General features: G+C 69.6%; 25 protein-coding genes and 1 tRNA gene. 12 read left to right on the top strand and 14 right to left on the bottom strand.

From position 1 onward, the window contains the following. Window positions 1–9 precede the first annotated feature (9 nt). From mutY to mutM, 3 genes are all read right to left on the bottom strand, one after another. Window positions 10–1113, bottom strand: coding sequence for an A/G-specific adenine glycosylase (gene mutY / locus HA630_RS14010; RefSeq protein ID WP_166835405.1), 1104 nt, complete (start codon window positions 1111–1113; stop codon window positions 10–12). Next, entirely contained in the window at window positions 1103–3208 is a 2106-nt protein-coding gene (locus tag HA630_RS14005; RefSeq protein ID WP_166835403.1) for a dynamin family protein, read from the bottom strand. Before HA630_RS14005 ends, mutY begins: the two co-directional genes overlap by 11 nt. Before the next feature lie 85 nt (window positions 3209–3293). After that, entirely contained in the window at window positions 3294–4109 is an 816-nt protein-coding gene (mutM, locus tag HA630_RS14000) for a bifunctional DNA-formamidopyrimidine glycosylase/DNA-(apurinic or apyrimidinic site) lyase (protein ID WP_166835401.1), read from the bottom strand. A 46-nt stretch (window positions 4110–4155) separates the two neighbouring features. Here mutM and HA630_RS13995 point away from each other — a divergent pair, with 46 nt between their 5' ends. The 7 genes from HA630_RS13995 (at window position 4156) to pth (ending at window position 10083) form a co-directional block, all read left to right on the top strand. After that, a complete protein-coding gene (locus HA630_RS13995) occupies window positions 4156–6009 on the top strand; it encodes a tetratricopeptide repeat protein (RefSeq protein WP_166835399.1) in 1854 nt (617 codons plus the stop codon). Continuing rightward, window positions 6006–6524 (top strand): lipoprotein insertase outer membrane protein LolB, encoded by a 519-nt coding sequence (locus HA630_RS13990; protein WP_371809251.1) that lies wholly within the window; start codon window positions 6006–6008, stop codon window positions 6522–6524. Before HA630_RS13995 ends, HA630_RS13990 begins: the two co-directional genes overlap by 4 nt. A gap of 21 nt (window positions 6525–6545) precedes the next feature. Continuing rightward, window positions 6546–7394 (top strand): 4-(cytidine 5'-diphospho)-2-C-methyl-D-erythritol kinase, encoded by an 849-nt coding sequence (gene ispE, locus HA630_RS13985; RefSeq protein WP_166835441.1) that lies wholly within the window; start codon window positions 6546–6548, stop codon window positions 7392–7394. 79 nt (window positions 7395–7473) lie between these two features. Then, window positions 7474–7550, top strand: a tRNA-Gln gene (locus HA630_RS13980). A 45-nt stretch (window positions 7551–7595) separates the two neighbouring features. Next, window positions 7596–8564 (top strand): ribose-phosphate pyrophosphokinase, encoded by a 969-nt coding sequence (locus tag HA630_RS13975; protein WP_166835439.1) that lies wholly within the window; start codon window positions 7596–7598, stop codon window positions 8562–8564. Window positions 8565–8675: 111 nt separating this feature from the next. After that, entirely contained in the window at window positions 8676–9296 is a 621-nt protein-coding gene (locus tag HA630_RS13970) for a 50S ribosomal protein L25/general stress protein Ctc (RefSeq protein WP_166835397.1), read from the top strand. Window positions 9297–9429: 133 nt separating this feature from the next. After that, the gene (gene pth, locus HA630_RS13965; RefSeq protein WP_166835395.1) at window positions 9430–10083 is read left to right on the top strand and encodes an aminoacyl-tRNA hydrolase; all 654 of its coding nucleotides are present in this window, start codon (window positions 9430–9432) and stop codon (window positions 10081–10083) included. Between the two features lie 77 nt (window positions 10084–10160). On the opposite strand, the gene infA is transcribed toward pth, so the two are convergent. The 6 genes from infA to HA630_RS13935 all read right to left on the bottom strand — a co-directional run bounded on the left by infA (window position 10161) and on the right by HA630_RS13935 (window position 14961). Continuing rightward, complete coding sequence (gene infA, locus HA630_RS13960; RefSeq protein ID WP_166835393.1) at window positions 10161–10427, bottom strand: translation initiation factor IF-1; 267 nt, start codon at window positions 10425–10427, stop codon at window positions 10161–10163. A gap of 349 nt (window positions 10428–10776) precedes the next feature. Beyond that, window positions 10777–11031 carry a YfhL family 4Fe-4S dicluster ferredoxin gene (locus tag HA630_RS13955; RefSeq protein ID WP_166835390.1) on the bottom strand — a complete coding sequence of 85 codons (255 nt, stop codon included), beginning with the start codon at window positions 11029–11031 and terminating at the stop codon, window positions 10777–10779. Window positions 11032–11043: 12 nt separating this feature from the next. Further along, on the bottom strand, window positions 11044–11553 hold the full coding sequence (gene coaD / locus HA630_RS13950) for a pantetheine-phosphate adenylyltransferase (RefSeq protein WP_166835388.1): 510 nt from the start codon (window positions 11551–11553) through the stop codon (window positions 11044–11046). Next, a complete protein-coding gene (gene rsmD, locus HA630_RS13945; protein WP_166835386.1) occupies window positions 11550–12185 on the bottom strand; it encodes a 16S rRNA (guanine(966)-N(2))-methyltransferase RsmD in 636 nt (211 codons plus the stop codon). Before rsmD ends, coaD begins: the two co-directional genes overlap by 4 nt. Continuing rightward, the gene (locus HA630_RS13940; RefSeq protein WP_166835384.1) at window positions 12182–13519 is read right to left on the bottom strand and encodes a pitrilysin family protein; all 1338 of its coding nucleotides are present in this window, start codon (window positions 13517–13519) and stop codon (window positions 12182–12184) included. Before HA630_RS13940 ends, rsmD begins: the two co-directional genes overlap by 4 nt. Beyond that, window positions 13516–14961 carry a pitrilysin family protein gene (locus HA630_RS13935; RefSeq protein WP_166835382.1) on the bottom strand — a complete coding sequence of 482 codons (1446 nt, stop codon included), beginning with the start codon at window positions 14959–14961 and terminating at the stop codon, window positions 13516–13518. Before HA630_RS13935 ends, HA630_RS13940 begins: the two co-directional genes overlap by 4 nt. Before the next feature lie 30 nt (window positions 14962–14991). Here HA630_RS13935 and ftsY point away from each other — a divergent pair, with 30 nt between their 5' ends. From ftsY to HA630_RS13915, 4 genes are all read left to right on the top strand, one after another. Next, entirely contained in the window at window positions 14992–16194 is a 1203-nt protein-coding gene (ftsY, locus tag HA630_RS13930; RefSeq protein ID WP_166835380.1) for a signal recognition particle-docking protein FtsY, read from the top strand. Window positions 16195–16355: 161 nt separating this feature from the next. After that, window positions 16356–16658 carry a c-type cytochrome gene (locus HA630_RS13925; RefSeq protein ID WP_166835378.1) on the top strand — a complete coding sequence of 101 codons (303 nt, stop codon included), beginning with the start codon at window positions 16356–16358 and terminating at the stop codon, window positions 16656–16658. Window positions 16659–16669: 11 nt separating this feature from the next. Then, window positions 16670–17953, top strand: a complete 1284-nt coding sequence (locus tag HA630_RS13920) for an NAD(P)/FAD-dependent oxidoreductase (protein ID WP_166835376.1) — start codon at window positions 16670–16672, stop codon at window positions 17951–17953. Window positions 17954–18019: 66 nt separating this feature from the next. After that, on the top strand, window positions 18020–18628 hold the full coding sequence (locus HA630_RS13915) for a cytochrome c (RefSeq protein WP_166835374.1): 609 nt from the start codon (window positions 18020–18022) through the stop codon (window positions 18626–18628). A 63-nt stretch (window positions 18629–18691) separates the two neighbouring features. Here the strand turns inward: HA630_RS13915 and HA630_RS13910 are convergent, their stop codons facing one another. The 5 genes from HA630_RS13910 to rpsP all read right to left on the bottom strand — a co-directional run bounded on the left by HA630_RS13910 (window position 18692) and on the right by rpsP (window position 22405). Next, window positions 18692–20032, bottom strand: a complete 1341-nt coding sequence (locus HA630_RS13910) for a DUF3422 family protein (protein ID WP_166835372.1) — start codon at window positions 20030–20032, stop codon at window positions 18692–18694. Window positions 20033–20217: 185 nt separating this feature from the next. Then, complete coding sequence (rplS, locus tag HA630_RS13905) at window positions 20218–20574, bottom strand: 50S ribosomal protein L19 (protein WP_166835370.1); 357 nt, start codon at window positions 20572–20574, stop codon at window positions 20218–20220. 127 nt (window positions 20575–20701) lie between these two features. Further along, window positions 20702–21487 (bottom strand): tRNA (guanosine(37)-N1)-methyltransferase TrmD, encoded by a 786-nt coding sequence (gene trmD, locus HA630_RS13900; protein WP_166835368.1) that lies wholly within the window; start codon window positions 21485–21487, stop codon window positions 20702–20704. A 48-nt stretch (window positions 21488–21535) separates the two neighbouring features. Further along, window positions 21536–22120, bottom strand: coding sequence for a ribosome maturation factor RimM (gene rimM / locus HA630_RS13895; RefSeq protein WP_166835365.1), 585 nt, complete (start codon window positions 22118–22120; stop codon window positions 21536–21538). Window positions 22121–22144: 24 nt separating this feature from the next. Further along, on the bottom strand, window positions 22145–22405 hold the full coding sequence (rpsP, locus tag HA630_RS13890; RefSeq protein ID WP_166835363.1) for a 30S ribosomal protein S16: 261 nt from the start codon (window positions 22403–22405) through the stop codon (window positions 22145–22147). Between the two features lie 112 nt (window positions 22406–22517). Here rpsP and HA630_RS13885 point away from each other — a divergent pair, with 112 nt between their 5' ends. After that, window positions 22518–23045, top strand: a complete 528-nt coding sequence (locus HA630_RS13885; RefSeq protein WP_166835361.1) for a GNAT family N-acetyltransferase — start codon at window positions 22518–22520, stop codon at window positions 23043–23045. The last annotated feature ends 227 nt before the right edge of the window (window positions 23046–23272 follow it).

The raw sequence follows: 23272 nt of genomic DNA, 5'->3' as shown, positions 1-23272 counted from the left end.
GACCGGGCGTCAGGGCGCGACCCGCCGCTGCGCCAGCAACCAGCTGCGCAACGGGGCCGGCAGGCCGAAGGCCAGGTCGTCGTCCGGCCCCACCCAGCGGCCGCCGCCGGCGGCCGCTGGGGGCGTGCGGTCGGTATGGGGCCAGGGCACCTGCACCGGCTGCAACAGCAGTTCGCGGTGGGTCAGGCTGTGGCGCAGCACCTCGTGGGTCACGCCAGCCCCGGGTTGGCCCCCGGCCTGGGCCACTGCGGCGTCCAGGTCGGCGACACTGTGGAACACCGGAAAAGCGAACAACCCCGCCCAGATGCCGCGCGCCGGCCGGGGCTGCAACCACAGGGCGCCGTCGGCGCGCTGCCACACCAGCAGCCACCAGGCCTCGGTGCGGCGCAACAGCTTGCGGGTCTTGACCGGAAACGCGGTTGGCCGCCCCTGCGCCAGGGCCGCGCACAGCGGCTGGGCCGGACACAGCAGGCATTGCGGCTTGCTGCGGGTGCAGACCGTGGCGCCCAGGTCCATCAGCCCCTGGGTGTAGCGCGCCATGTCGGCCGGCTCGGGCGTGGCCGGCACCAGCGCCTGGGCCAGGGCCCACAGGACTTTTTCCTGGGTGCCCACGGCCAGGTCGCCGTCGAACGCCAGCAGCCGCGTCAGCACGCGCTTGACGTTGCCGTCCAGGATGGACACCGGCTCACCAAAGCAAAACGAGGCGATGGCCGCGCCGGTGGAGCGGCCGACACCGCTCAGGGTTTCCAGGTCGGCGGCACGCTCGGGGAAGATGCCGCCCCAGTCGGCCACCACCTGCTGGGCGCAACGGTGCAGGTGGCGCGCACGGCTGTAGTAGCCTAGGCCGCTCCACAGGGTCAGCACCTCGTCCAGCGGGGCGGCGGCCAGGGTCTGCACGTCGGGGAAGCGCGCCAGAAAGCGCGGGTAATAGGCCAGCACCGTGCTCACCTGGGTCTGCTGCAGCATGATTTCGGACAGCCAGACCCGGTAGGGGTCGCGCGTGCCCTGCCACGGCAGGCCATGGCGCCCGTGCTCGGCTTGCCAGCGCACCAGCGCCGGGAAAAAACCGTGGCGCACCGCCGCGGGCAAGGCCCGCACCGCCTCAGCCGGCATGGGTCGGGGCGTTGCAGGCATCGGCCGCCACGGCCGGGGTGGCGTGGGGGCTGGCGTCGGCCACCCCGGGAACGGTCAAGGTGGAGGCAGCCTCCCCGTTCCCACCCTCGCCGACGCCCACAGCGGAGGCGGCGGCTGCGTCTGCGGCGGTCGCGGCGCCCGGCACCTCGGCCGCTGGGTACGGCGCCGCAGCCTCCTCCAGCTCGGTCAGGTCCAGCAGGGTATCGCGCTCCTGCGCCAGGCGCTCCAGCCGCTGCTGCAACTCGCCCAGGCGTTCGTCCAGGCCCCCGGCGGCCTGCTGGATGCGGTGCACCGCCTCGATGCGGCGCGCAAAATTCTTGCGGCGCTCGCGCAACTGACCGTCCAGCTGCGCCGCGGCCGACTTGTTCCACAGCTCCACCTCGTTGGAGGCGGCCTCGTACACCGTCTTCAGGCGCGACACCACCGCCTTGGCCAGCCGCTCGGCGAACTCGGGCTGGGCCAGCCGGAACACGTTGGTCAGGCCCAGGTACTGCAGGTGGTTGCGCTCGATCAGGTCCAGCTCCTCGGCGTAACGCGCCAGCCGCATGGGGTCGGGCAGCTGCAGCGCAAAGCCGAACTCGGCGTTCAGGTCGCGGAAAGTGCCGCCCAGCATGTCCTGCACCTCCTGCGCCTGCTGCTGCGCGCGGCGCAGGCCGGCGCGCAGCCGGTCGAACGCCTCGGTGTACACCCGCTTCACGCCCAGCTTGATGCCCGGCTGCTTGAGCGCCGCGGCGAACTGCGCCATCTCGGCCTTGAGGTGGTTGCTGCCCAGCAGCGCAAACACCTCTTTCAGCAGCTTCAGGTGCACCGACCGCACCGCCTGGATGCGCGCGCCGCTGGCGTCGAACTCGGCCTGTTCCTGCTCGATGCGCAGCCGCATCTGCCGGATCACCGTGCCGTTCTTGCCGCGCAGGGCTTCCAGCTCCTGCACCTGCTCCACCAATTCGCGGGTGCGGGCGTGCAGCTGCTGCCCCACCTCGTTGCGCAGGGCCTGCAGCGACGCCGCCACGTTGGCCGCCAAAATGGTGCGGCGCTGCGCCAGCACGTCGTCGGCCAGGGCGGTTTCCAGGTCGGCCAGGCGGCTCTCGCGCAGCAGCACCGCATCCTGGCGCACCTTGGCAAGCAACCCCTTCTGGGCCGACACCGCGATCACCTGCTGCGGCTGCAGGCCCAGCACCTGGGCCGAATCCTCGCGCTGGCGCTGGATCTGCGCCTCGATGTAGGCCGGCGTGCTCAGCTCGTCCCACAGGGTGTCGATCTTGTTGAGCACCACCAGCCGAGAATCACGGCGCTCGGCCGCGGGCGCCAGGTGCTCGCGCCACATCGCCAGGTCGGATTTGCTCACCCCCGCGTCGGCCGCCAGGATGAACACCACCGCATGCGCCTGCGGCAGCAGGCTCACCGTCAGCTCCGGCTCGGCCCCGATGGCGTTCAGCCCCGGCGTGTCCAGAATCACCAGACCCTGCTTGAGCAGGGGGTGCGCCATGTTGATGAGGGCGTGGCGCCAGCGTGGCACCTCCAGCAGGCCGTCGGGGCCTGGCAAAGGGTTGTCCTCGGGCGCGTCGTCGTGCCAGAACCCCAGCGCACGGGCCTCGTCCTGGCTCACGTGGCGCACCTCGGCCACTTTTTCGATGGCGCGGGCCAGCTGCTCGGGGTCGTTCACGTCCAGGTCGATGCGCTCCCACTGCTCCGGGGCGCTGCGCCACTCCAGCAGCGACTGCGGCTGCAAGCGCGTTTCGATGGGCAGCAGCCGCAGGCAAGGCGGCACCTCGGCGTCAAAGCCCAGCTCGGTCGGGCACATGGTGGTGCGCCCGGCGCTGGCCGGCATGATGCGCCGGCCGTAGCCGGCGAAGAACACCGCGTTGATCAGCTCCGACTTGCCGCGCGAGAACTCGGCCACGAAGGCCACCATCACCTTGTCGCTGCGCAGTTGTTCGCGCAGCTGGTCCAGCCGCTCGCGCGCGCCGGCGTCGAGCAGTTCGCGGGCCTCCAGCCAGTCGGCCAGCGCGGTCAACTGGGCCGCGTGGGCCTGGCGCCAGGCGCTGTGCTCGTCGAATTCCTGGGTGAATGACATGGGAAGGTCCGCTGGTGGCTCTTAAAAACGCTGCAGCGGCCCAATATAGCACCGGCCCCGGCCCGGGGGCAGCCCCCGGCAAGCCTCAGGGCCGCTGGCAGACCGGGCAGAAAAAAGTGGAGCGCTGCCCCTGGCGGATGCTGCGCACCGGCGTCGCGCACACGCGGCAGGGCTCGCCCGCGCGGTCGTACACCATGGTTTCCAGCTGGAAGTAGCCGGTTTGGCCCTGGGCATTGGAAAAATCCTTGAGCGTGCTGCCGCCCACCGCCAAAGCCCGCGACAGCACCGTGCGGATGGCCGCGTGCAAGCGCGCCACCCGCGCCGGCCCCAGGCGGCTGGCCCGGGTGGTGGGGCGGATGCCGGCCAGAAACAGCGCCTCGGACGCGTAGATGTTGCCCACCCCCACCACCAGCTGGCCCGCGAGCAGCACCTGCTTGATCGGGGCCTGGCGGGATTTCAGACCAGCGGCAAAGGCGCGCAGGTCAAAGGCCTCGGTCAGCGGCTCCACCCCCAGGTGACCCAGCAGTTTGACCGCCACCGGGTCGGCCTCGTCGGCGGCGTGGACCACCGCCCCGAAACGGCGCGGGTCGTGCAGCCGGAGCACGCCCCGGTCGGTGGCCAGATCAAAATGGTCGTGCGGCCCGGGTTCGGGCAAGGCTAGGGCAAACTGCACGCTGCCCGACATGCCCAGGTGCAGCAACAGCAGCCCATCGGACAGGTCGATCAACAGGTATTTGCCGCGCCGCCGCACGCCCAGCACCGCGCGTCCCACCAGGCTGGCCGGCGCCACGCCCAGCGGCCAGCGCAGCGGCTTGCCCAGGCGCACCCCCTGCACCCGCGCGCCCGCGATGCGGTCGGCAAAGCTGCGGCGGGTCACTTCTACTTCGGGCAGTTCGGGCATTTCAGGGCTCGCGGTGGTGGGTCGGATGTTCCATTATCATGAAGCCATGAACCGGGACCCCAGCACGCGCGCGACCACTTCTGCCCACGCCCCGGTCGGGCTTCGGCCGGGCGGCACGGCATGGCCCACGCGCGCGGCCGGTGCAGGCCGGCCGTTCACAGTCCTGCTGCTGGGCGGCTTGCTGGCGGCGGCGCTGGGCACCCTGCCCCGGGCGGCCCAGGCCGACGCCACGCCCCCCAACCCGGAACCTGTCGCGTCCGACCTGGACGCCGCCTTGTTCTACCAGCTGCTGCTGGGCGAAATCCAGCTGCGCCAGAACGACCCAGGCGCGGCGTTTTCGTTGGTGCTCGACGCCGCCAACCGCACCCGCCGCGCCGAGTTGTACCGGCGCGCGGTCGACATCGCTTTGCAAAGCCGCGCCGGTCAGGCCGCCCTGAACGCCACCCGCGACTGGGCGCAGGCGCACCCGACCAGCGAAGAACCCCACCGCTTCGAGCTGCAGATCCTGCTCGCGCTGAACCGCCCGGGCGACACGGCCGCGCCGCTGCGGCAACTGATCCGGCTGGCCCCGCCCGAGCGGCGCCACGAAGTCATCGCCGCGATTCCCCAAACCCTGGCCCGCGCCACCGACACCGCCGCGGCCCTGGCCGCCGTGCAGGACGCGCTGCGGCCGGCCCTGGCCGACCCCGCCACCGCCGTGGCCGCCTGGGTCACCATCGGCCGCCTGCAGCTGCAAGCGCAGCGCCCGCAAGAGGCCCTGGCCTCGGCGCGCCAAGCCCTGAGCCGCCAACCCCACGCCCCCACCGCGGCCGCGCTGGTGCTGGAGTTGCTGGAACGCGAACAAGCCGGCGCTCTGCCCACTTTCCAGCGCTTCCTGCAAACCCCGCCCGCGGCGACGGGCCACGCGCGGCTGCCGCTGCACCTGACTTATGTGCGCATCCTCATCGACCAGCGCCGCTGGGCCGAGGCGGCCGCCGAGTTGCAGGGCCTGCAACAGACCGCCGCCCAGAGCCCCGAAGTCTGGCTGCTGCAAGGCACGCTGGACCTGCAGCAGCGCCGGCCCGAAGCGGCCGAAACCGCCCTGCGCCGCCACCTGGACCTCGCCAGCCAGGCGCCCGAGGGCGACCCGCGCCAGGGCCAGATCCAGGCCTTGCTGCTGCTGGCCCAGATCGCCGAGCAACGACAGGACTACGCCGCCGCGAACGCCTGGCTGGACCGGATCGACCACGCCGCCGACATCCTGGCGGTGCAACTGCGCCGCGCCAGCTTGCTCGCCCGCCAAGGCCAGTTGGACCGGGCCCGGCAATTGCTGCGCCAGCCGCCGGCCCGCAGCGACGCCGAATGGCGCCGTCAGGTGCTGGCCGAAGCCCAGTTGCTGCGCGACCTGGGCCGGTACGATCTGGTCTTTGTGGTGTACGGCGAAGCCACCGAGCGCTTCCCCGACGACGCCGACCTGGCCTACGAACAGGCCATGGCCGCCGAAAAAGCCGGCCGCCCCGACGAGATGGAGCGCCTGCTGCGCGCCCTGATCGCGCGCCAGCCCGACTACCACCACGCCTACAACGCCCTGGGCTATGCCCTGGCCGACCGCAACCAACGCTTGCCCGAAGCCAAAGCCCTGATCCAGCGCGCGGTGGCCCTGGCCCCTCAGGACGCCTACATCCTCGACAGCCTGGGCTGGGTCGAATTCCGCCTCGGCAACCACACCGAGGCGCTGCGCATCCTGCGCGATGCCCACCAACGCCGGCCGGACGCCGAAATCGCCGCCCACCTGGGCGAGGTCCACTGGGTGCTGCAACAACGTGACGCCGCGCTGACCGTCTGGCGCGAAGGCCTGCAACTCAACCCGGACAACCCCACCCTGCAGGAAACCCTGCGACGCCTGCAGGTGCAGCCGTGAACCCACCGCGCGTGCTGCCGGCAGGGCGCCGGCACTGGTTGCGGGCCGCGCTGGCGTTGGCCGTGGCCACCCTGAGCGCCTGCGCCCTCCCCCCCAAACCGCCCACGCCCGGCATGGCAGACGGTGACGCCTGGTCCGGCCGCCTGGCCCTGCACATCGAGAGCGAACCGGCCCAGCACCTGAGCGCCGGCTTCGAACTCAGCGGCACGCCCACCCAGGGCGAACTGCACCTGTTGTCGCCCCTCGGCCAGACCCTGGCCAGCGCCCACTGGACGCCCCAAGGCGCCTGGCTGCAACGCGGCCCCCAGCGCCGCGACTACCCCGACACCGACACCCTGACCACCGAACTCACCGGCACCTCCCTGCCCCTGGCACCGCTGTTCGACTGGCTGCGCGGCCAGCCCACCGCCGTGGACGGCTGGACCGTGGACCTGACCCAGCACGCCCAGGGCCGACTGCGCGCCCAGAGACAGACCCCGGCCCCCGGCGTGCAACTGCGGCTGGTGTTCCAGTAAACGGCCTTTGACCCCATGCCCCTGAACCGCCTGCTGGACGTGCCCGCGCCGGCCAAGCTCAACCTGTTCCTGCACGTCGTCGGCCAGCGCCCCGACGGCTACCACCTGCTGCAATCGGCGTTCATGCTGATCGACTGGGCCGACACCCTGCACTTTGAGCGGCGCCGCGACGGCCAAATCCGCCGCGAAGACGTGCGCGGCACCGCCCTGCCTGAGGCCGACCTGGTGGTGCGCGCCGCGCGCGCGCTGCAACAGGCCAGCGGCTGCCCGCACGGGGCCGACATCGTGCTGGACAAGCAGTTGCCCATGGAAGCCGGCCTGGGCGGTGGCTCCAGCGACGCGGCCAGCACCCTGCTGGCCCTCAACCAGCTTTGGGGTCTGCACTGGCCGCTGGCGCGGCTGCTGCCACTGGGCGCCACCCTGGGCGCCGACGTGCCCTTTTTTCTGGGCGGCCACAACGCCTGGGTCGAGGGCATCGGCGAACGGCTGACCCCCCTCACCTTGCCGCCCGCCCGTTTTCTGGTGCTCAAGCCCCCGAGCGGCGTGGCCACCCCCCAAATTTTTCAGAGCCCTTGTTTGAAAAGGGACGAAAAACATACTAGAATCGAAGACTTCGTTGCAAACAATGCAAACAACATCTTCGGATGGGGGCGCAACAACCTGCAACCTGTGGCCAGCGCGCTGTGCCCCGACATTGAGACGGGACTGCAGTGGATGCAAGCCAACGGCCTGACAGGCCGCATGACAGGTTCGGGCAGTGCCCTGTTCGCTCCGGTGCAGCAGCCTGTTGACCTGTCAACCCTGCCCACCGGATGGATCGCAAAAATTTGCACGAATTTGAAAGTGCATCCTCTGAACGGGTGGTGTTAGCGGTTAGAATACCGGACGCTGCTCAGGCAAGATGAGCACACACTGCATACGGTGCGTTGCGTCAGCAACGAACCAGTGTAGGGGAGTCGCCAAGTTGGTTAAGGCACCGGATTTTGATTCCGGCATGCGAGGGTTCGAGTCCTTCCTCCCCTGCCAAATATTTTTCCTGCGCCCGGGTATTCCATGCAAGTTTCCACGCCAGTGCAAGCACCGGATTTCATGATCTTCACCGGCAATGCCAACCCGGTGCTGGCCGCTGAAATTGCGCAACACCTCGGCACCACGCTGGGTTCGGCCAACGTGGGCCGTTTTTCCGACGGCGAAGTCACGGTTGAAATCACGCAAAACGTGCGTGCCCGCGACATCTTCATCGTCCAGTCCACCTGCGCACCGACCAATGAGAACCTGATGGAACTCATCATCATGGTCGATGCCTTGAAGCGCGCCTCCGCCGCACGCATCTCGGCCGTGATCCCCTACTTCGGTTACGCCCGCCAGGACCGCCGCCCGCGTTCCAGCCGCGTGCCGATCTCGGCCCGCGTGGTGGCCAACATGCTGGAAGCCGTGGGCGTGGACCGCGTGCTGACCATGGACCTGCACGCCGACCAGATCCAGGGCTTCTTCGACATCCCGGTGGACAACATTTATGCGTCCCCCGTGTTGCTGGGCGACCTGCGCGCCAAGAACTACCCCGACCTGCTGGTGGTGTCGCCCGACGTCGGCGGCGTGGTGCGTGCCCGCGCCCTGGCCAAGCAGCTCAACTGCGACATGGCCATCATCGACAAGCGCCGCCCCAAGGCCAACGTGTCGGAAGTCATGCACGTGATCGGCGACATCGAAGGCCGCAACTGCGTCATCATGGACGACATGATCGACACCGCCGGCACCTTGGTGAAAGCCGCCGAGGTGCTGAAGGAACGCGGCGCCAAGAAGGTGTACGCCTATTGCACCCACCCGATTTTTTCGGGCCCGGCCATCGACCGCATCGCCAAAGGCGACGCGTTGGACGAAGTGGTCGTGACCAACACCATTCCCTTGAGCCAGGCCGCCCAGGCCTGCGCCAAGATCCGCCAGCTCTCCGTGGCGCCGCTGATGGCCGAAACCATCGCGCGCATTGCCAGCGGCGAGTCGGTGATGAGTTTGTTCGCCGACGCGGAAGGCGGGGCCTGACCCCGTTTCGCGACGCGACAAAACGCGGCGCCCTCCGGCCATCTGGCCCAGGGGCGCTTTTTCAATCAGGGCCTGGGCTGGTCGCGGCCAGGCCCCTTATGGAGTCAGACCATGCAATTCGTCGCTTTTGAGCGCGCCAAGCAGGGCACGGGTGCGAGCCGCCGCCTGCGCAACACCGGCCGTACCCCCGGCATCGTTTTCGGCGGCAGCGCCGAGCCGGCCACCATTGAAATCGACCACAACGCGCTGTACCACGCGCTGCAGAAAGAGTCGTTCCACGCGTCCATCCTCGACATGGAACTGAACGGCCAGGTGCAGAAAGTGCTGCTGCGCGATGTGCAATACCACCCGTTCAAGCCGCTGGTCCTGCACGTGGACTTCCAGCGCGTGGACGAGAAGACCCGCCTGCACAAGAAAGTGCCGCTGCACTTCGTGGGCGCGGAAAACTCGCCGGCCGTGAAGACCGACAAGTGCGTCGTCAACCACGTCATCACCGAAATCGAAATCGAGTGCCTGGCCATCCAGCTGCCCGAGTTCATCGCCGTGGACCTGAGCGCCGCCACCACCGGCCAATCCATCCACGCCAACGACCTGCAATTGCCGGCCGGCGTGAAGCTGGTCACCCATGGCAAGCCGAACCCCACCATCGCCACCGTCGTGGCCCCGGTGGAAGAAGTGATCGCCGCGCCCGTGGCGACCACCGACGACAAAAAAGGCAAGAAGAAGAAGTGAAGCTTCTTTCGGTCGGCATCCCTTTCGGGCGCCGACCGATCTGCCCAAGGCCCGCTCTGCGGGCCTTTTTCATGGGGTGTGCCCTGGCGGCCAGCCTTGACCGTTACCATGCGCGCATGCGGAAGAACAAGACATGATCAAACTGCTGGTGGGCCTGGGCAACCCGGGACCGGAATACGAAGACACGCGGCACAACGCCGGGTTCTGGTGGCTGGAGGCGGTGGCGCGGACGCTGAAGGTGACGCTGCAACCGGAACGCAGCCATTTTGGCCGCGTGGCGCGGGCCACGGTGGACGGGCGCACGCTGTGGCTGCTGGAACCCATGACCTACATGAACCGCTCGGGCCAGGCGGTGGGATCGCTGGCGCGCTTTTACAAGATTGCCCCCGACGAGGTGCTGGTGGCCCACGACGAACTCGACCTGGCCCCGGGCGAGTTGAAGCTCAAGAAAGGCGGCGGACACGCCGGCCACAACGGCCTGCGCGACATCCATGCCCAGCTGGGCAGCAGCGACTACTGGCGCTTGCGCATCGGCATTGGGCACCCGGGCGACAAGAGCGAGGTGGCGAACTGGGTGCTGAAAAAACCGGCCCCCGACCAGCGCGAGCCGCTGGAACAGGCGTTGGACCGGGCCTTGCGCGCCCTGCCCGACCTGCTGGCCGACCGCATGGACAAGGCCACGGCACTGCTGCACACCAGCAAGCCGCCTCGGCCCAAACCACCCAGGCCAGCGCCAGGCGGCGCGGCAACCCCTGTGGCCCCATCGAAGAGCGACCGAACGCTGTGAGGCAAGCCACCCCGCCAGGCCCAGGCGGGGTGCGTCGGTGCCCCAGCGGCGAGGGCACCGTGGTGACGCCAGACGACTCAGCGGCGGCGGCGGGCCGGCGCGGCGGGCGCGCCACCGGCACGGGTTTCGATGTGGCGGAAGGTGATGCGGCCCTTGGTCAGGTCGTAAGGCGACAGCTCCAGCGACACCTTGTCGCCGGCCAGGATGCGGATGTGGTGCTTGCGCATCTTGCCACCGGAGTAGGCGATCAGGGTGTGGCCGTTGTCGAGCGTCACGCGGAAGCGCGAATCGGGCAGAACTTCGTCCACCTTGCCTTGCATTTCAATCAAATCTTCTTTGGACATCCAGAACTCCTGGGAGGTTGGTATACGGGTGCTGGGCGGCGGTCCGGCTGGCCGGCACGGGGGCTCGACACCAGCGGGCACCACAGCCCAGCAGTGGCCGACCGCGAGGGCGCGCGGTCAGCGGGAGGGCTCGCCACAAACGGGGGGAGTTTGACAACCTGAAGGGCCGGGAACCGGCGCCGTGGGTGGGTGGGCGGATCTGGCCACAGACCGCACCCCGTCAGACCACTGTTGCCACGAGGCAAGCAATCGGGGAAACAACCTTGGGATTATACCTTGCCCCTGCTTTTTTGGCCAATGCCGCCGGGCCTGCGCCGACGCCTCAGGACACAAACCGGTGCCACACCGCTCAGGCGGCCGCGGCCTGCAGCCGACGGTATTTCTGCCAGAGGCTTTCCTGGCTTTCCACGTGGCCCGGGTGCACGGGGATGCACTCCACCGGGCAGACCTGGACGCACTGGGGCTCGTCGAAATGCCCCACGCATTCGGTGCAGCGGGCGGGGTCGATCTGGTAGAAGTCCGGCCCCATGCTGATGGCCTGGTTGGGGCATTCGGGTTCGCAGACGTCGCAGTTGATACATTCGTCGGTGATCATCAGGGCCATGGCGTGTCCTCTTCAGCGCTCGACCGGGGCCAGCGCGCCCTGCAGGCGGTCCAGCACATTGGCGGGGACCATCTCGCGCACGTCGCCACCGAGCTTGGCGATTTCGCGCACCAGTGTGCTGGAAATGCATTGCAGCTGCGCCTGCGGCAGCAAAAACACCGTTTGCACCGTGGGCAAGAGCTTGCGGTTCATCGCGGCCATCTGGGCCTCGTAGTCGAAGTCGGCGACGTTACGGATGCCACGCACCACGGCACAGGCCCGGTGCTGGCGGCAGAAGTCCATGATCAGCCCCTCGAACGGCAGCACCCGCACGGCCGCGCAGTCGCTCAGGCTGTCGGCCACCATGCGCAGCCGCTCGTCGAGGCTGAACAGGGTTTTCTTGTGGTGCGCCACGGCCACGGCCACGATGAGTTCGTCGAACAGGCCAGCGGCGCGGCGGATCACGTCTTCGTGGCCCAGGGTGATGGGGTCGAAGGTGCCGCTGTACACCGCGACGCGCGGGGCGGAAAGGGGATCGGTCATAGGGCAGGATTATCGCCGGCCCCCGGCGCTGTGCCGGCTTCGGTCAAGGTCAGAAGGTGGTGGTGCACCGTGCCCGCCCGTCCGCGTCGGTGGCAATGCCAGCCCAGGGATTGCAGTTCCTCGTCGCCCCAGGCGCGCGGGGCTTCAAGGTAGAGCTGTCCGTCGGGCCGCAACAGCGGCCGCGCGGCCTGGAGCGCGGCCAGGTAGAGCGCGGCATTGCCGCCCTGCGCGGCGTCGCCAAACGGCGGGTCAAGAAAGACCACGTCCCAGGCCCCGGCGGGCGCTTGGCGCAGTCCGGCCAGGGCGTCGCCGGTCTGCACCCGCACCTGGCTGGCCTGCAGCCGTTGCGCCTGGCTGCGCAGGTGGGCGGCCAGGCCGGGGTCCAGTTCCAGCATCAGCACCTCCACGGCGCCGCGGGAAGCGGCTTCGAAGCCCAGGGCGCCGCTGCCGGCGAAGGCGTCGAGGCAGCGCAGGCCGCGCAGGTCCTGGCCCAGCCAGTTGAAGAGGGTTTCGCGCACCCGGTCGGGAGTGGGCCGCAGGCCGGGGCGCACCGGCACGGTCAGCTTGCTGCGCTTCCATTGGCCGCCGATGATGCGGACCTCGCCGGCGGTGGTGCGGGGCGCGCCCTTCATGGCGTGGCCCCCACCACCACGGTGACCAGGCGGTCGGGGTGCAGCACCCGCTGCCAGGCGCGCACGATGCGGTCCCGGTCGATGGCGCCGACCTGCGCGGTCCAGCGGTCCAGGTAGTCCAGCGGCAAGCCGTGCCAAGCCAGGGCGGCGACGTTGTCCAGCAGTTTGCGGTTGCTGTCCAGGCGCAACGCAAAACCATTGACCAGCGCGGCCTGGGCCTCGGCCAGCTCCTGCTCGGTCGGCCCTTGCTCGACAAAGCGGCGCAGCTCGCTGTGGATCAGTTCCACCGCCTGGTCGGCCTGGTCGGGCCGGGTCTGGACCGACACGCTGAACGCGCCGGCGTGGCGCCCCGGTGAAAACTGGCTGAACACGCCGTAGGTGAGCCCGCGTTTTTCGCGCAGCTCCTGCATCAGCCGCGAGGTGAAGCCGCCCCCACCCAGGATGTGGTTGCCCACCAGGATGGCGAGGAAGTCCGGGTCGTCGCGCGCGATGCCGGGCTGGCCCACCAGCACCTGGGCCTGGGCCGCGGCAAAGGGCAGCTGCACCCGCTCGGGCCGTGTCAAGGGGGCGACCTCGGGCACCGCGGGCAGCGCGGTGCAGCCGTGGTTGGCCCAACCGGCCAGCAGGCGGTCCACCACACGGGTGGCGCTGGCGCGGTCCAGCGCCCCCACCAGGGTGATCCGGGCGTCGCAAGGGCGGGCGTGGCGGCGGTAGAAGTCACGCAGCGCCGCGGTGTCGATGGCGGCCCAGGTCTCGGGCCGGGCCTCCTGGCCATAGGGGTGGCTGCGGTAGACGGCGTCGGCAAAGCGGCGGCCGGCCCAGGTGTCGGGCCGCGTCTGGGCCTCGCGCCAGGCCGCCGTGAGGCGGGCCCGTTCGCGCGCCCAGACCGGGTCGGCCCAGGCCGGCGCGGCCAGTTGCCGGCTGGCCAGCGCCACGGCCGCGTCCAGCACGTCGGGCTGGGTCAGGGTGCGCAGCTGGATGCTCAGGCGGTCGCTGCCGGCGCTGGCCCCGAACTGGGCCCCGAGGTCGGCCCAGGCCTCGACCACGGCGTTTTCGTCCAACGCCGGTCCGGCCGGGCTGGCTTGCACGCCTTGGGTCAGCAGCAGCGCGGTGGCCGCGGCCAGACCGGCCTGCGCCGGCGGATCGCGGCGGCTGCCACCGTCCACATCGATCTGCACGTCCAGCATGGGCAGGCTGTCGCTGCGCACCAGGTAGACGCGGGCGCCGTTGGGCTGGGTCCAGTGTTCGATCGGCAGGGCGGCGCTGGCGCTGCCGCTGGCCCAGACCAGGCACAGCATCAGCCAGCCGCGCCACGGGCAACGTGTCGGCTTCATGGCGACTCCTCCGGCAACAGCCAGGCGGCGGTGAGCCGGTCATCGGTGAAGTAGCGCTGCGCCACCGCCTGCACCTGCGCCGGGGTGACGGCGCGCAAGCGCTGCAGCAGCGTGTCGGAAGCCGTGACCGGCCAGCCCTGGGCCCAGTGGCTGCCCAGTTCGCGGGCCTGGGCAAACAGGGAATCGCGCTTGAACACCTCGCTGGCGGCCCACTGGCGCTGCACGCGCTGCAGCTCGGCCGGGCTCACGCCCTCGCGGGCGATGCGCTGGACCTCGGCTTTCAGTGCGGCCTCCAGGCGCTCGGGCGCCACGCCGGCCACGGGTGCCGCGTTGAGCAGGAACAGTTGGGGCCCACGCCCGGACAGGCCGTAGCCGGCCCCGACCGCATCGGCCAGCCGCACCCCGTCGCGCCCCTGCACCAGCGTGCGCTCCAGCCGCGCGGCGCTGTGGCCGTCGAGCACACCGGCCAACAGCACCAGGGCCAGGGCGTCCTGGCTGGCGGGGTCGTCGGCGTCGGGCTGGGCCAGGCCCGGCACCGGGTAACCCAGCAACAGCAGGGGTTGCTGGGTGCGGCCTTTCAGGACCACCCGGCGCGTGCCCTGTTGCACGGGCTCGGCCTGGGGTTTGCGGGCGGGCACCGGGGCGGCGGCGATGGCGCCGTAGTGGCGCTCGGCCCAGGCCCGCACCTGCGCCACGTCCACATCGCCGGCCACCACCACGGCGGCGTTGGCCGGCACGTACCAGCGGCGGTAAAAGGCGCGCACGTCGTCGGGGGTGAGCGATTGCAGGTCGCTCATCCAGCCAATGATGGGCCGGCGGTAGGGATGGGCCAGCCAGGCGGTGGCGCTGAACAGTTCGTACAGCCGGGCCGGGGGCGACTCTTCGACGCGCTGGCGCCGCTCCTCCATGATGACCGCCATTTCACGGGCAAACGCGTCGTCGGACCAGCGGTTGTGGGCGAAGCGGTCGGCCTCCAGCGCCATCACCGCTTCCAGCCGGTCGGCGGGCACCTGTTGGTGGTAAGCGGTGACGTCGCGGCTGGTGAAGGCGTTTTCCCGTCCACCCAAGGCGGCGACACGGCGCGAGAATTCGCCCTCGGCCAGGCGTTCGGTGCCTTTGAACAGCATGTGTTCCAGCACGTGGGCGACGCCGCTGGTGCCGTCGGTCTCGTCCACCGAGCCCACGCGCACCCACAGCATGTGCACGGCGGTGGGGGCGCGGCGGTCGGGCTGAACGATCAGGGTCATGCCGTTGGCCAGGGTGAACACCTGCGCCCGACCTTGGGGATGGGCCGCTTCGGCCGAAGCCGATGGGCCCACCGCGGCCGCCGCGGGCGTGGGCAGGGGCGCCGCCAGGCCCACCGAGACCAACCCACCGGCCAGTGCCAGTGCCGCCAGCAGCGGGCGCGCACGGCCGGCAAAAGTCGCTTGTACGGGTTTCATAGAATGCGGATGATTCCAGAAACGCGCCAAATGTTCAGTTTCCTCAAGAAAAAATTCTTCTCGTCCCCCCCGGCCGAGCCCACACCCGCCGCCCCGGTGGCCGAAGCACCCGCGCCGGTGCTTGCACCGGCACCGGTCCCGCCGCCTGCACAGCCTGCCCGGGCCGCGGCACCGCCATCGGAACCCAGCCGCCCCGTGCAGGCCGCCACGGTGCCTGCCGAGGCCACCCAGCCAGCCAGCAACCCGCTGCCCGTCGCGGCTCAGGGGCAACCAACCACGGCCAGCGCACCGACCGAGGCGCCCCCGCCCCCGGTCCGCCAAGGCTGGCTCAGCCGGCTCAGCGCCGGGCTGAAAAAAACCGGCAGCAGCCTCAGCACCGTGTTCACCGGTACGCGCATCGACGAGGCGCTGTACGAGGAACTGGAAGCCGCCCTGCTGATGGCCGATGCCGGCACCCAGGCCACCGCCCACCTGCTGGACGACCTCAAGCGCCGCGTCAAGGCCGACAAGACCACCGACCCGGCCGCCGTCAAAGGGCTGCTGGCCACCGCCATCGCCGACCTGCTGCGGCCGCTGGAAAAGGCCCTGCCCATCGGCGCCCAGCCCGACGGTCCCACGGTGCTGATGGTGGCCGGCGTCAACGGTGCCGGCAAAACCACCACCATCGGCAAACTCACCTGGCACCTGTCGCACGCCGGCGCCTCGGTGCTGCTGGCCGCGGCCGACACCTTCCGCGCCGCCGCGCGCGAACAACTGGGCGTCTGGGCCGACCGCAACACGGTCGACATCGTCAGCCAGGAAGGGGGCGACCCGGCCGCCGTCAGCTACGACGCGGTCAGCGCCGGCCGCGCCCGGGGCAAGGACGTGGTGATCGTCGACACCGCCGGCCGCCTGCCGACCCAACTGCACCTGATGGAGGAGCTGAAGAAGATCAAGCGCGTGGTGCAAAAGGCCGACGCCAGCGCCCCGCACGAGGTGCTGCTGGTGATCGACGGCAACACCGGCCAGAACGCCCTGGCGCAGGTCAAGGCCTTCGACCAGGCGCTGGGCCTGACCGGGCTGGTGGTGACCAAGCTCGACGGCACCGCCAAGGGCGGGGTGCTGGCCGCCATCGCCATGTGGTCGCGCGAACAGGGTCGCTCGGTGCCGGTGTACTTCATCGGGGTCGGCGAACAGCTCGAAGACCTGCAGACCTTCAACGCCCAGGAGTTCGCCCAGGCCCTGCTGGCCTGAACGCACCCCCGGTTTTTCCCTAGCCCATGGCACCAGACCCGGGACTTCCCTGTAAGCTTGGTGTGATGTGGATTCTTACAATTTAAGAGTTTGCACATATCAGCATCGTGTGATGCAGTGCAGGTTTTTCAGCGCCGAACCCCACCCAGGAGACCACCCGAATGAAACGCATCCTTCCGCTCATCGCCGCCGGCGTACTGGGGGCCACTGCCCTGGGCGCCCACGCCCAGGTGTCTCAGGTCAAGGTTTGGGCCGCGGCCTGCGCCAACTGCCACGGCACCAACGGCCGCGCCCAGCCCGGCATGGAAGCCCTGGCCGGCAAGGACAAGGACGAACTGGCCCAGAAAATGCTGGACTTCAAGAGCGGCCGCAAGCCCGCCACCATCATGCACCAGCTCTCCAAGGGCTACTCGGACGAGCAGATCCACGCGATCGCCGCCTACTTCGCCGCCCAGAAAAAATAAGGAGCCCCGCCATGAAACGCCGTCAATTCGTACAAACGCTCGCCGCCGGTTCCGCGCTGGGCTCGCTGGGCCTCATGACCGGCTGTGCCAGCACCGGCGGGGGCAGCGGCCCCCACGTGGTGGTGGTCGGCGGGGGCTACGGCGGTGCCACCGCCGCCAAGTACACCCGCATGTTCTCCGAGGGCAAGGTGCGCGTCACCCTGATCGAGCCGAACCCCGCCTTCATCTCCTGCCCCATCTCCAACCTGGTGATCCAGGGCAGCAAAACCCTGGCCGACATCACCACCCCCTACGACGGGCTGGAGAAGAACCACGGCGTGAAGATCGTGCGCGACATGGTCGCCAGCATCGACCCGGACAAGCGCACGGTCAAGCTGGCCAGCGGCGCCGAGATGGCCTACGACCGCCTGATCGTCTCGCCCGGCATCGACTTCATGTGGAACACCCTGCCCGGCATGGCCAAAGAAGGCGCCAAGGACAAGGTGCTGCACGCCTGGAAGGCCGGTGCCCAGACCGTGGCCCTGCGCCAGCAACTGGAAGCCATGCCCGACGGTGGCGTCTACGCCCTGTCCATCCCGCTGGCCCCGTACCGCTGCCCGCCCGGCCCCTACGAGCGCGCCTGCATGGTGGCCAACTACTTCAAGAAGGCCAAGCCCAAGAGCAAGGTCGTGATCTTCGACGCCAACGACGACATCCAGTCCAAAAAGGGCCTGTTCATGAAGGCCTGGAAGGAACACTACGACGGCATGATTGAGTACCGCCCCAAGCACAACGTCGTGGACGTGGACGCCGCCACCAACACCCTGAAGTTCGAGTTCAACGACGACTTCAAGGCCAGCGTGGCCAACGTGGTGCCCAGCATGCGCGCCGGTGACATCGCCGTGAAAACCGGCCTGGCCACCGCCAACGCCCGCTGGTGCGAGGTGGACTTCCTGACCTTCGAGTCCAAAGCCCACAAGCACATCCACGTGCTGGGCGACGCGATCCAGATCGCACCGGCCATGCCCAAGTCGGGCCACATGGCCAACCAGCACGGCAAGACCTGTGCCGCCGCCGTGGTCAGCCTGCTGATGGGCCAGGAACCGCCGGCCCTGCCGATCTACGCCAACACCTGCTACAGCTTCGTGACCGACGAGGACGTGGTCCACGTGGCCAGCGTGCACCGCTACGACGCCGAGAAGAAGACCATGCTGACCGTGCCGGGTTCCGGCGGGGTGTCGGCGGCCGCCAGCGAACTGGAAGGCCGCTACGCCCTGGCCTGGGCCAAGAACATCTGGGCCGACACGCTGGTCTGATGCGTCGACCAAGCCCCGCGGCGCGGGGCTTTTTTTGACCCCCAAATATCAGTCTGAGGTTATGCAATGAAGTTTCTGACCCCGTCCGCCACCGCCCTGGCCCTGTCGCTGCTGGCCGTTGCCGGCAGCGCCCAGGCGCAAGCCGACGAGGCCCGCGCCAAGAAGATCGCCGGCGGCTCCTGCTTCCTGTGCCACGGCGCGCAGGGCGAATCGACCAGCGAAGTCTTCCCGCGCCTGGCCGGGCAACACGCCGAGTACGTGGCCAAGCAGCTGGCGGCGTTCAAGTCGGGCCAGCGCAAAAGCTCGGCCATGGCCGACATGGTGGCCAAGCTGACGCCGGACGAAATGCTGGCCCTGGGCCACTACTACGGCAAAATGAGCCTGCCGGCCGAAGAGGCCAAGGACCCGGCGCTGGCCCAGATGGGGCGCTACATTTACCACAACGGCAACAAGTTCAGTGGGGTGGCCGCCTGCGCCAGCTGCCACGGCACCGCCGGCGAAGGCGCGGCCCACCTGCCCCGGCTGGCCACACAGTTCTCGGGCTACCTGTTCACCCAGCTCAAGCAGTTCAACAAGCGCGAGCGCACCAACGACAACGCGGTGATGCACGCCATCACCGAAAAGATGACCGAACTGGAAATGGCCGCCGTGGCGGAATACCTCAGCGGCAAGTAAAGCGGGAGAGAGGCGGACACGCCCCGGTGGCAGCGCCACCCGGGGCGTTTTTTTGCGCGCGGCTCAATGCCCCGCGTGCAGCTTTTCGTGGATGCGCCGGGTGGTGCGCCACACCCCCCAGAGCACCACGGGAATCAGTGCACCGGCCGCCATTTCGGGGTGGATGGGCACCCCCGCCGTCTTCAGCGCCTTGGCCGCGTACAGCAAGAGGCTGACCACGTAGTAGGAGATGGCGGCGATCGACAGGCCTTCCACCGTGCTCTGCAGGCGCAGCTGCAGTTCCTGGCCCTTGGTGAGCTTTTCCAGCAGCTGCTGGTTCTGCACCTCGGTGGCGATGTCGACCCGGGTGCGCAGCAGCGCGCTGGTGCGGGCCACCCGTTCCGACAAAGTGGTCAGGCGACGCTCGGTCGAAGCCACCGTGGCCATGGCCGGGGACAGGCGGCGCTGCATGAATTCGCCAATGGTCTGGGTGCCGGGAATCGGGCGCTCGCGCAACTCCGCGATGCGCTGGGCCACCAGGGTGTCGTACGCCCGGGTGGCCGAGAACCGGTAACCGTGCTGGGCGATGGCCTTTTCCACCCGCGCCGCCAGGCCCACCAGGGTGTCCAGCATGGTCTGGTCGGACGAGGCCTTTTGTTCCAGGTCGGCGGTGATGTCGGCCAGCAACTGCTCGCTGTGGGCCAGTTCGGGCGACAGGGCCTTGGCCACCGGCAAACCGCGCAGCGCCATCAGCCGGTAGGTTTCCACCTCCAGCAGGCGGGCCGAGATGCGCCCGGCGCGGGTCTCGCTGGTCTCGGGCGGCACGACCACCAGCATGCGCTCAAAACCGCTGTCGCGCAGGCGGAAATCGGTCACCACCATGGAATGGGCGGTGTTGCCCATCAGCGAAGCCACCACCGGCTGTTCGCCCAGCCAGTCGCGGGCTTCGGCCAGGCGCTGCTCGGGGGCGCTGACGTCGCCCACCACCATGGCCAGCTTGATGGCACAGAAGGTGCGCCCCGGCACGGCCGCCAGCCAGCCCGGCGGCAGCAGCAAGTGGTCCAGCAGGTCGGGCGTGACCTGGCCCAACCCGGCGCCGGCAGGCAAAGGCTGTACCAGCGAATAGCGGGTGAATTCGGTGTGCCGTTCCCACTTGAGGGTGCAGCCCGGCAGGCGCAGACGCAGGAAGTGCGCGGCCAGGTCGTCGGGGGTCAGGCCCTCCTGGCCAGGCAGGCGGCGCAGGTGCTCGCACTCCTGCTCGCGCCCCACCCCCTCGTTGACCACGGCGAGGAAGACCACCAGCGCCGGCAGGTGGATGCGGGCCGAGGGCCGGGCGTGCACCTCGTTGTGGATGGCGGCGCGCCAGGGATCGTCGGGCGGCAGCAAGCCCCCCGGCGCTGAAGAAATCGTGTGCGGTGACGACATAGAAATACCCATGGGCGTATTACACCAGATGCCCCGCCCACCCAGGCAAACGGACGACGGGGCCGGCAAAACCGCGACAGTATCGCACCGGGCCGGCGGCCAGCGCCCGGCACACGGACACAAAAAAGCCTCCACGGGGGAGGCTTTTCCTCAGGACCACCCCGCCAGGGGTGGCTGCACGCAGGTCATGCGCCCAGTTTTTCCTTGATGCGGGCCGACTTGCCGCTGCGGTCGCGCAGGTAGTACAGCTTGGCGCGGCGCACGGCACCGCGGCGCTTGACCTCGATCTTGGCGATGCGGGGGCTGTACAGCGGGAAGGTCCGCTCGACGCCTTCGCCGTTGGAGATCTTGCGCACGATGAAGCTGGAGTTCAGCCCACGGTTGCGCTTGGCGATCACCACGCCTTCGTAGGCCTGCACGCGCTTGCGGTTGCCTTCGACGACGTTCACGCTCACGATGACGGTGTCACCGGGGGCGAAAGCGGGGATTTCTTTGTTCAGGCGAGCAATTTCTTCTTGCTCAAGGGTCTGGATCAGGTTCATGGTTTTCCTTCGTTTCCGATCATGAACGCGCTGCACTAAAGGCCTGGAATTCGGACACGGGGTGCGATCAAGGCGGCCGACAGAGGATCGAAAAGCCTTGGATTATAGCCTGCCGGCGCAGGGGCGATCAAGCCTTGGACGCGGGCGGATCGCCGGCTTCGCGCAGGGTGCGTTCGTCCTGCGGCGTGAGGGCGCCGGCGGCACGCACCGCGTCCAGCACGTCGGGGCGCCAGCGCGCCGTGGTGCGCAGGCGCTGTGCGCGGCGCCAGGCCTCGATCTGGCCGTGGTGGCCGGACAGCAGCACCGCCGGCACCTCCACGGCACCGGCCGGTCCCTGCCAGACCTCCGGGCGGGTGTAGTGCGGGCAGTCCAGCAGGCCGTCGAGCGCGGGGTTGAAGCTGTCCTGCTGGTGGCTGCCGGCGTCGTTGAGCACGCCGGGCTGCAGCCGGGCGACGGCGTCGAGCAGGGCCAGCGCCGCCAACTCCCCGCCCGACAGGACGAAGTCGCCCAGGCTGAGCTGGGTATCGACGCAGGCGTCGATGAAGCGCTGGTCGATGCCCTCGTAGCGGCCGCACACCAAAATGGCGCCCGGCCCCTCGGCCTGGGCCGCCACCACCGGGTGCGACAGGCGCTGGCCCAGCGGCGAGAACAACACGGTGGGCGACGGCACGGCCTCGGCCCGCTCGGCGCGGATGGCCTGCCAGCAACGGTACAGGGGCTCGGGCTGCATCACCATGCCCGGACCGCCGCCAAAGGGGCGGTCGTCCACCCGGCGGTAGTTGCCATCGGCGAAGTCGCGGGGGTTCCACAGCCGCACGTCCACCAACCCGCTGGCGTAGGCGCGGCGGTTGATGCCCTGGTTCAGGAACGGGCCAAACAGCTCGGGGAACAGGGTGATGACGTCGTAACGCATGGCGGGCGCGGGCGGTGCACGTCCACAACGGCGCGCCGGGCGGCGGGCTCAGTAATCGGGCTGCCAGTCGACCGTGATGCGGCGCGCGGCCAGGTCGACCCGGTCCACATACACCCCAACGAAGGGGATCATGCGTTCCACGGTGGCGTCGCCCACGGTCTGCGTCAGGCACAGCACCGAGTGGGGGCCGGTGGGCAACAGGTCGCGCACCGTGCCCAGGGGCAGGCCTTCGCGGTTGACCACGTCCAGGCCGATCAGGTCGACCCAGTAGTATTCGTCGGCGTTGCCGGTGTCGGGGAAGTCGGCCCGCGACACGAAAATGCGCGCGCCCTTGAGAGCTTCGGCGGCGTTGCGGTCGGCCACCGGGGCCAGTTGCGCGACGATGCCGTCGGCGTGCGGCTTGACTTCGGTGGCGTCGAGAGCCACCACGCCGGTGAAGGCGTCAAACCCGCGGGCGTAGCGCCCTTCGGGGGGGCACAGGTACCAGTGGCGCGTGCCCAGGAGCACATCGGCACTGGCGCTGTGCGGGTGCAGGCGCACCCAGCCTTTGATGCCCCACGCTTCCTGAACCCGCCCGACCTCGACCGCATCGGCGGGCAGGGTAGCGGGCGCGAGGCCAGGCACGGCGGCCATGGTGTGGCGTGGGGCGACCGGGCCTTAGGCCGCGGCCGGTGCCGCTTTGGCGGCTTGCTTGATCAGGCGCTGCACGGTGTCGGACGCTTCGGCGCCCACGCTCAGCCAGTAGTTCAGGCGGTCCTGGGCGATGCGCAGGGGCTCTTCGCCGCCGCGGGCCAGCGGGTTGTAGAAACCGACGCGCTCGATGAAGCGGCCATCGCGACGGCTGCGCTTGTCGGCCACGACGATGTTGTAGAACGGACGGGCTTTGGCGCCGCCGCGGGAGAGTCGAATGACGACCATGATTTATCCTTCGGGTGGTTTGAATTTTTGCAACGCCTGAGACACACGACTGACCACCCGGCCAGCGAAACGCTGCAAACCGCGTATTATAACCCCCAGCTGTTCCCACCGCATGATCCTGATCCGTGACAGCCGCGACGACGACCTCGCGGCCCTGACCGCGCTGTACGCGCACCACGTGCAAACCGGCACCGGCACCTTCGAAACCGAGCCGCCGAGCGCAGCCGACCTGGCCCAGCGCCGCGCCGATGTGCGGGACAAGGGCCTGCCCTGGCTGGTGCTGGAGGTGGACGGCGAGGTGCAGGGCTTTGCCTACGCCAACTGGTTCCGCCCACGGGCCGCCTTCCGCTACGCGGTGGAGGACTCGATCTACCTGGCCCCGGCCGCCGCTGGGCGCGGGCTGGGCCGTGCCCTGCTGGCCGAACTGCTGGCCCGTTGCGAGGCCGCCGGCATGCGCAAGGCCATCGCGGTCATCGGCGACTCGGCCAACGCCGGCTCCATTGGCCTGCACCGGGCGCTGGGCTTTGCCCACACCGGCGCGGTGAGCGCCTGCGGCTGGAAGTTCGGGCGCTGGCTGGACATCGTGCTCATGGAAAAAACCTTGGGCACGGGCGCCCACACCCCGCCGGCCACGGCCTGAACCCACCCACCCCGACGGCGCGGAACCTTTTGCCCGCGCCGGCACACTGTCTTAGCCATGACCGCACCCTTCCCCACCGCCCCCCGCCGCAAGCACAAAACCCTGGCCACCTGGCTCGCCCTGGTGGGCGGCACGCTGGGCTGGCACCGCCTGTACCTGTACGGCTGGAACGACATGTGGGCCTGGGCCCACGCCATCCCCACGGCGCTGGGCCTGTGGGGGGTGGA

The sequence above is a fragment of the Aquabacterium sp. A08 genome, assembly GCF_011742065.1.
Note: the sequence above shows the minus strand (reverse complement) of the source record. Positions and strands in the feature narration are given on the sequence as shown.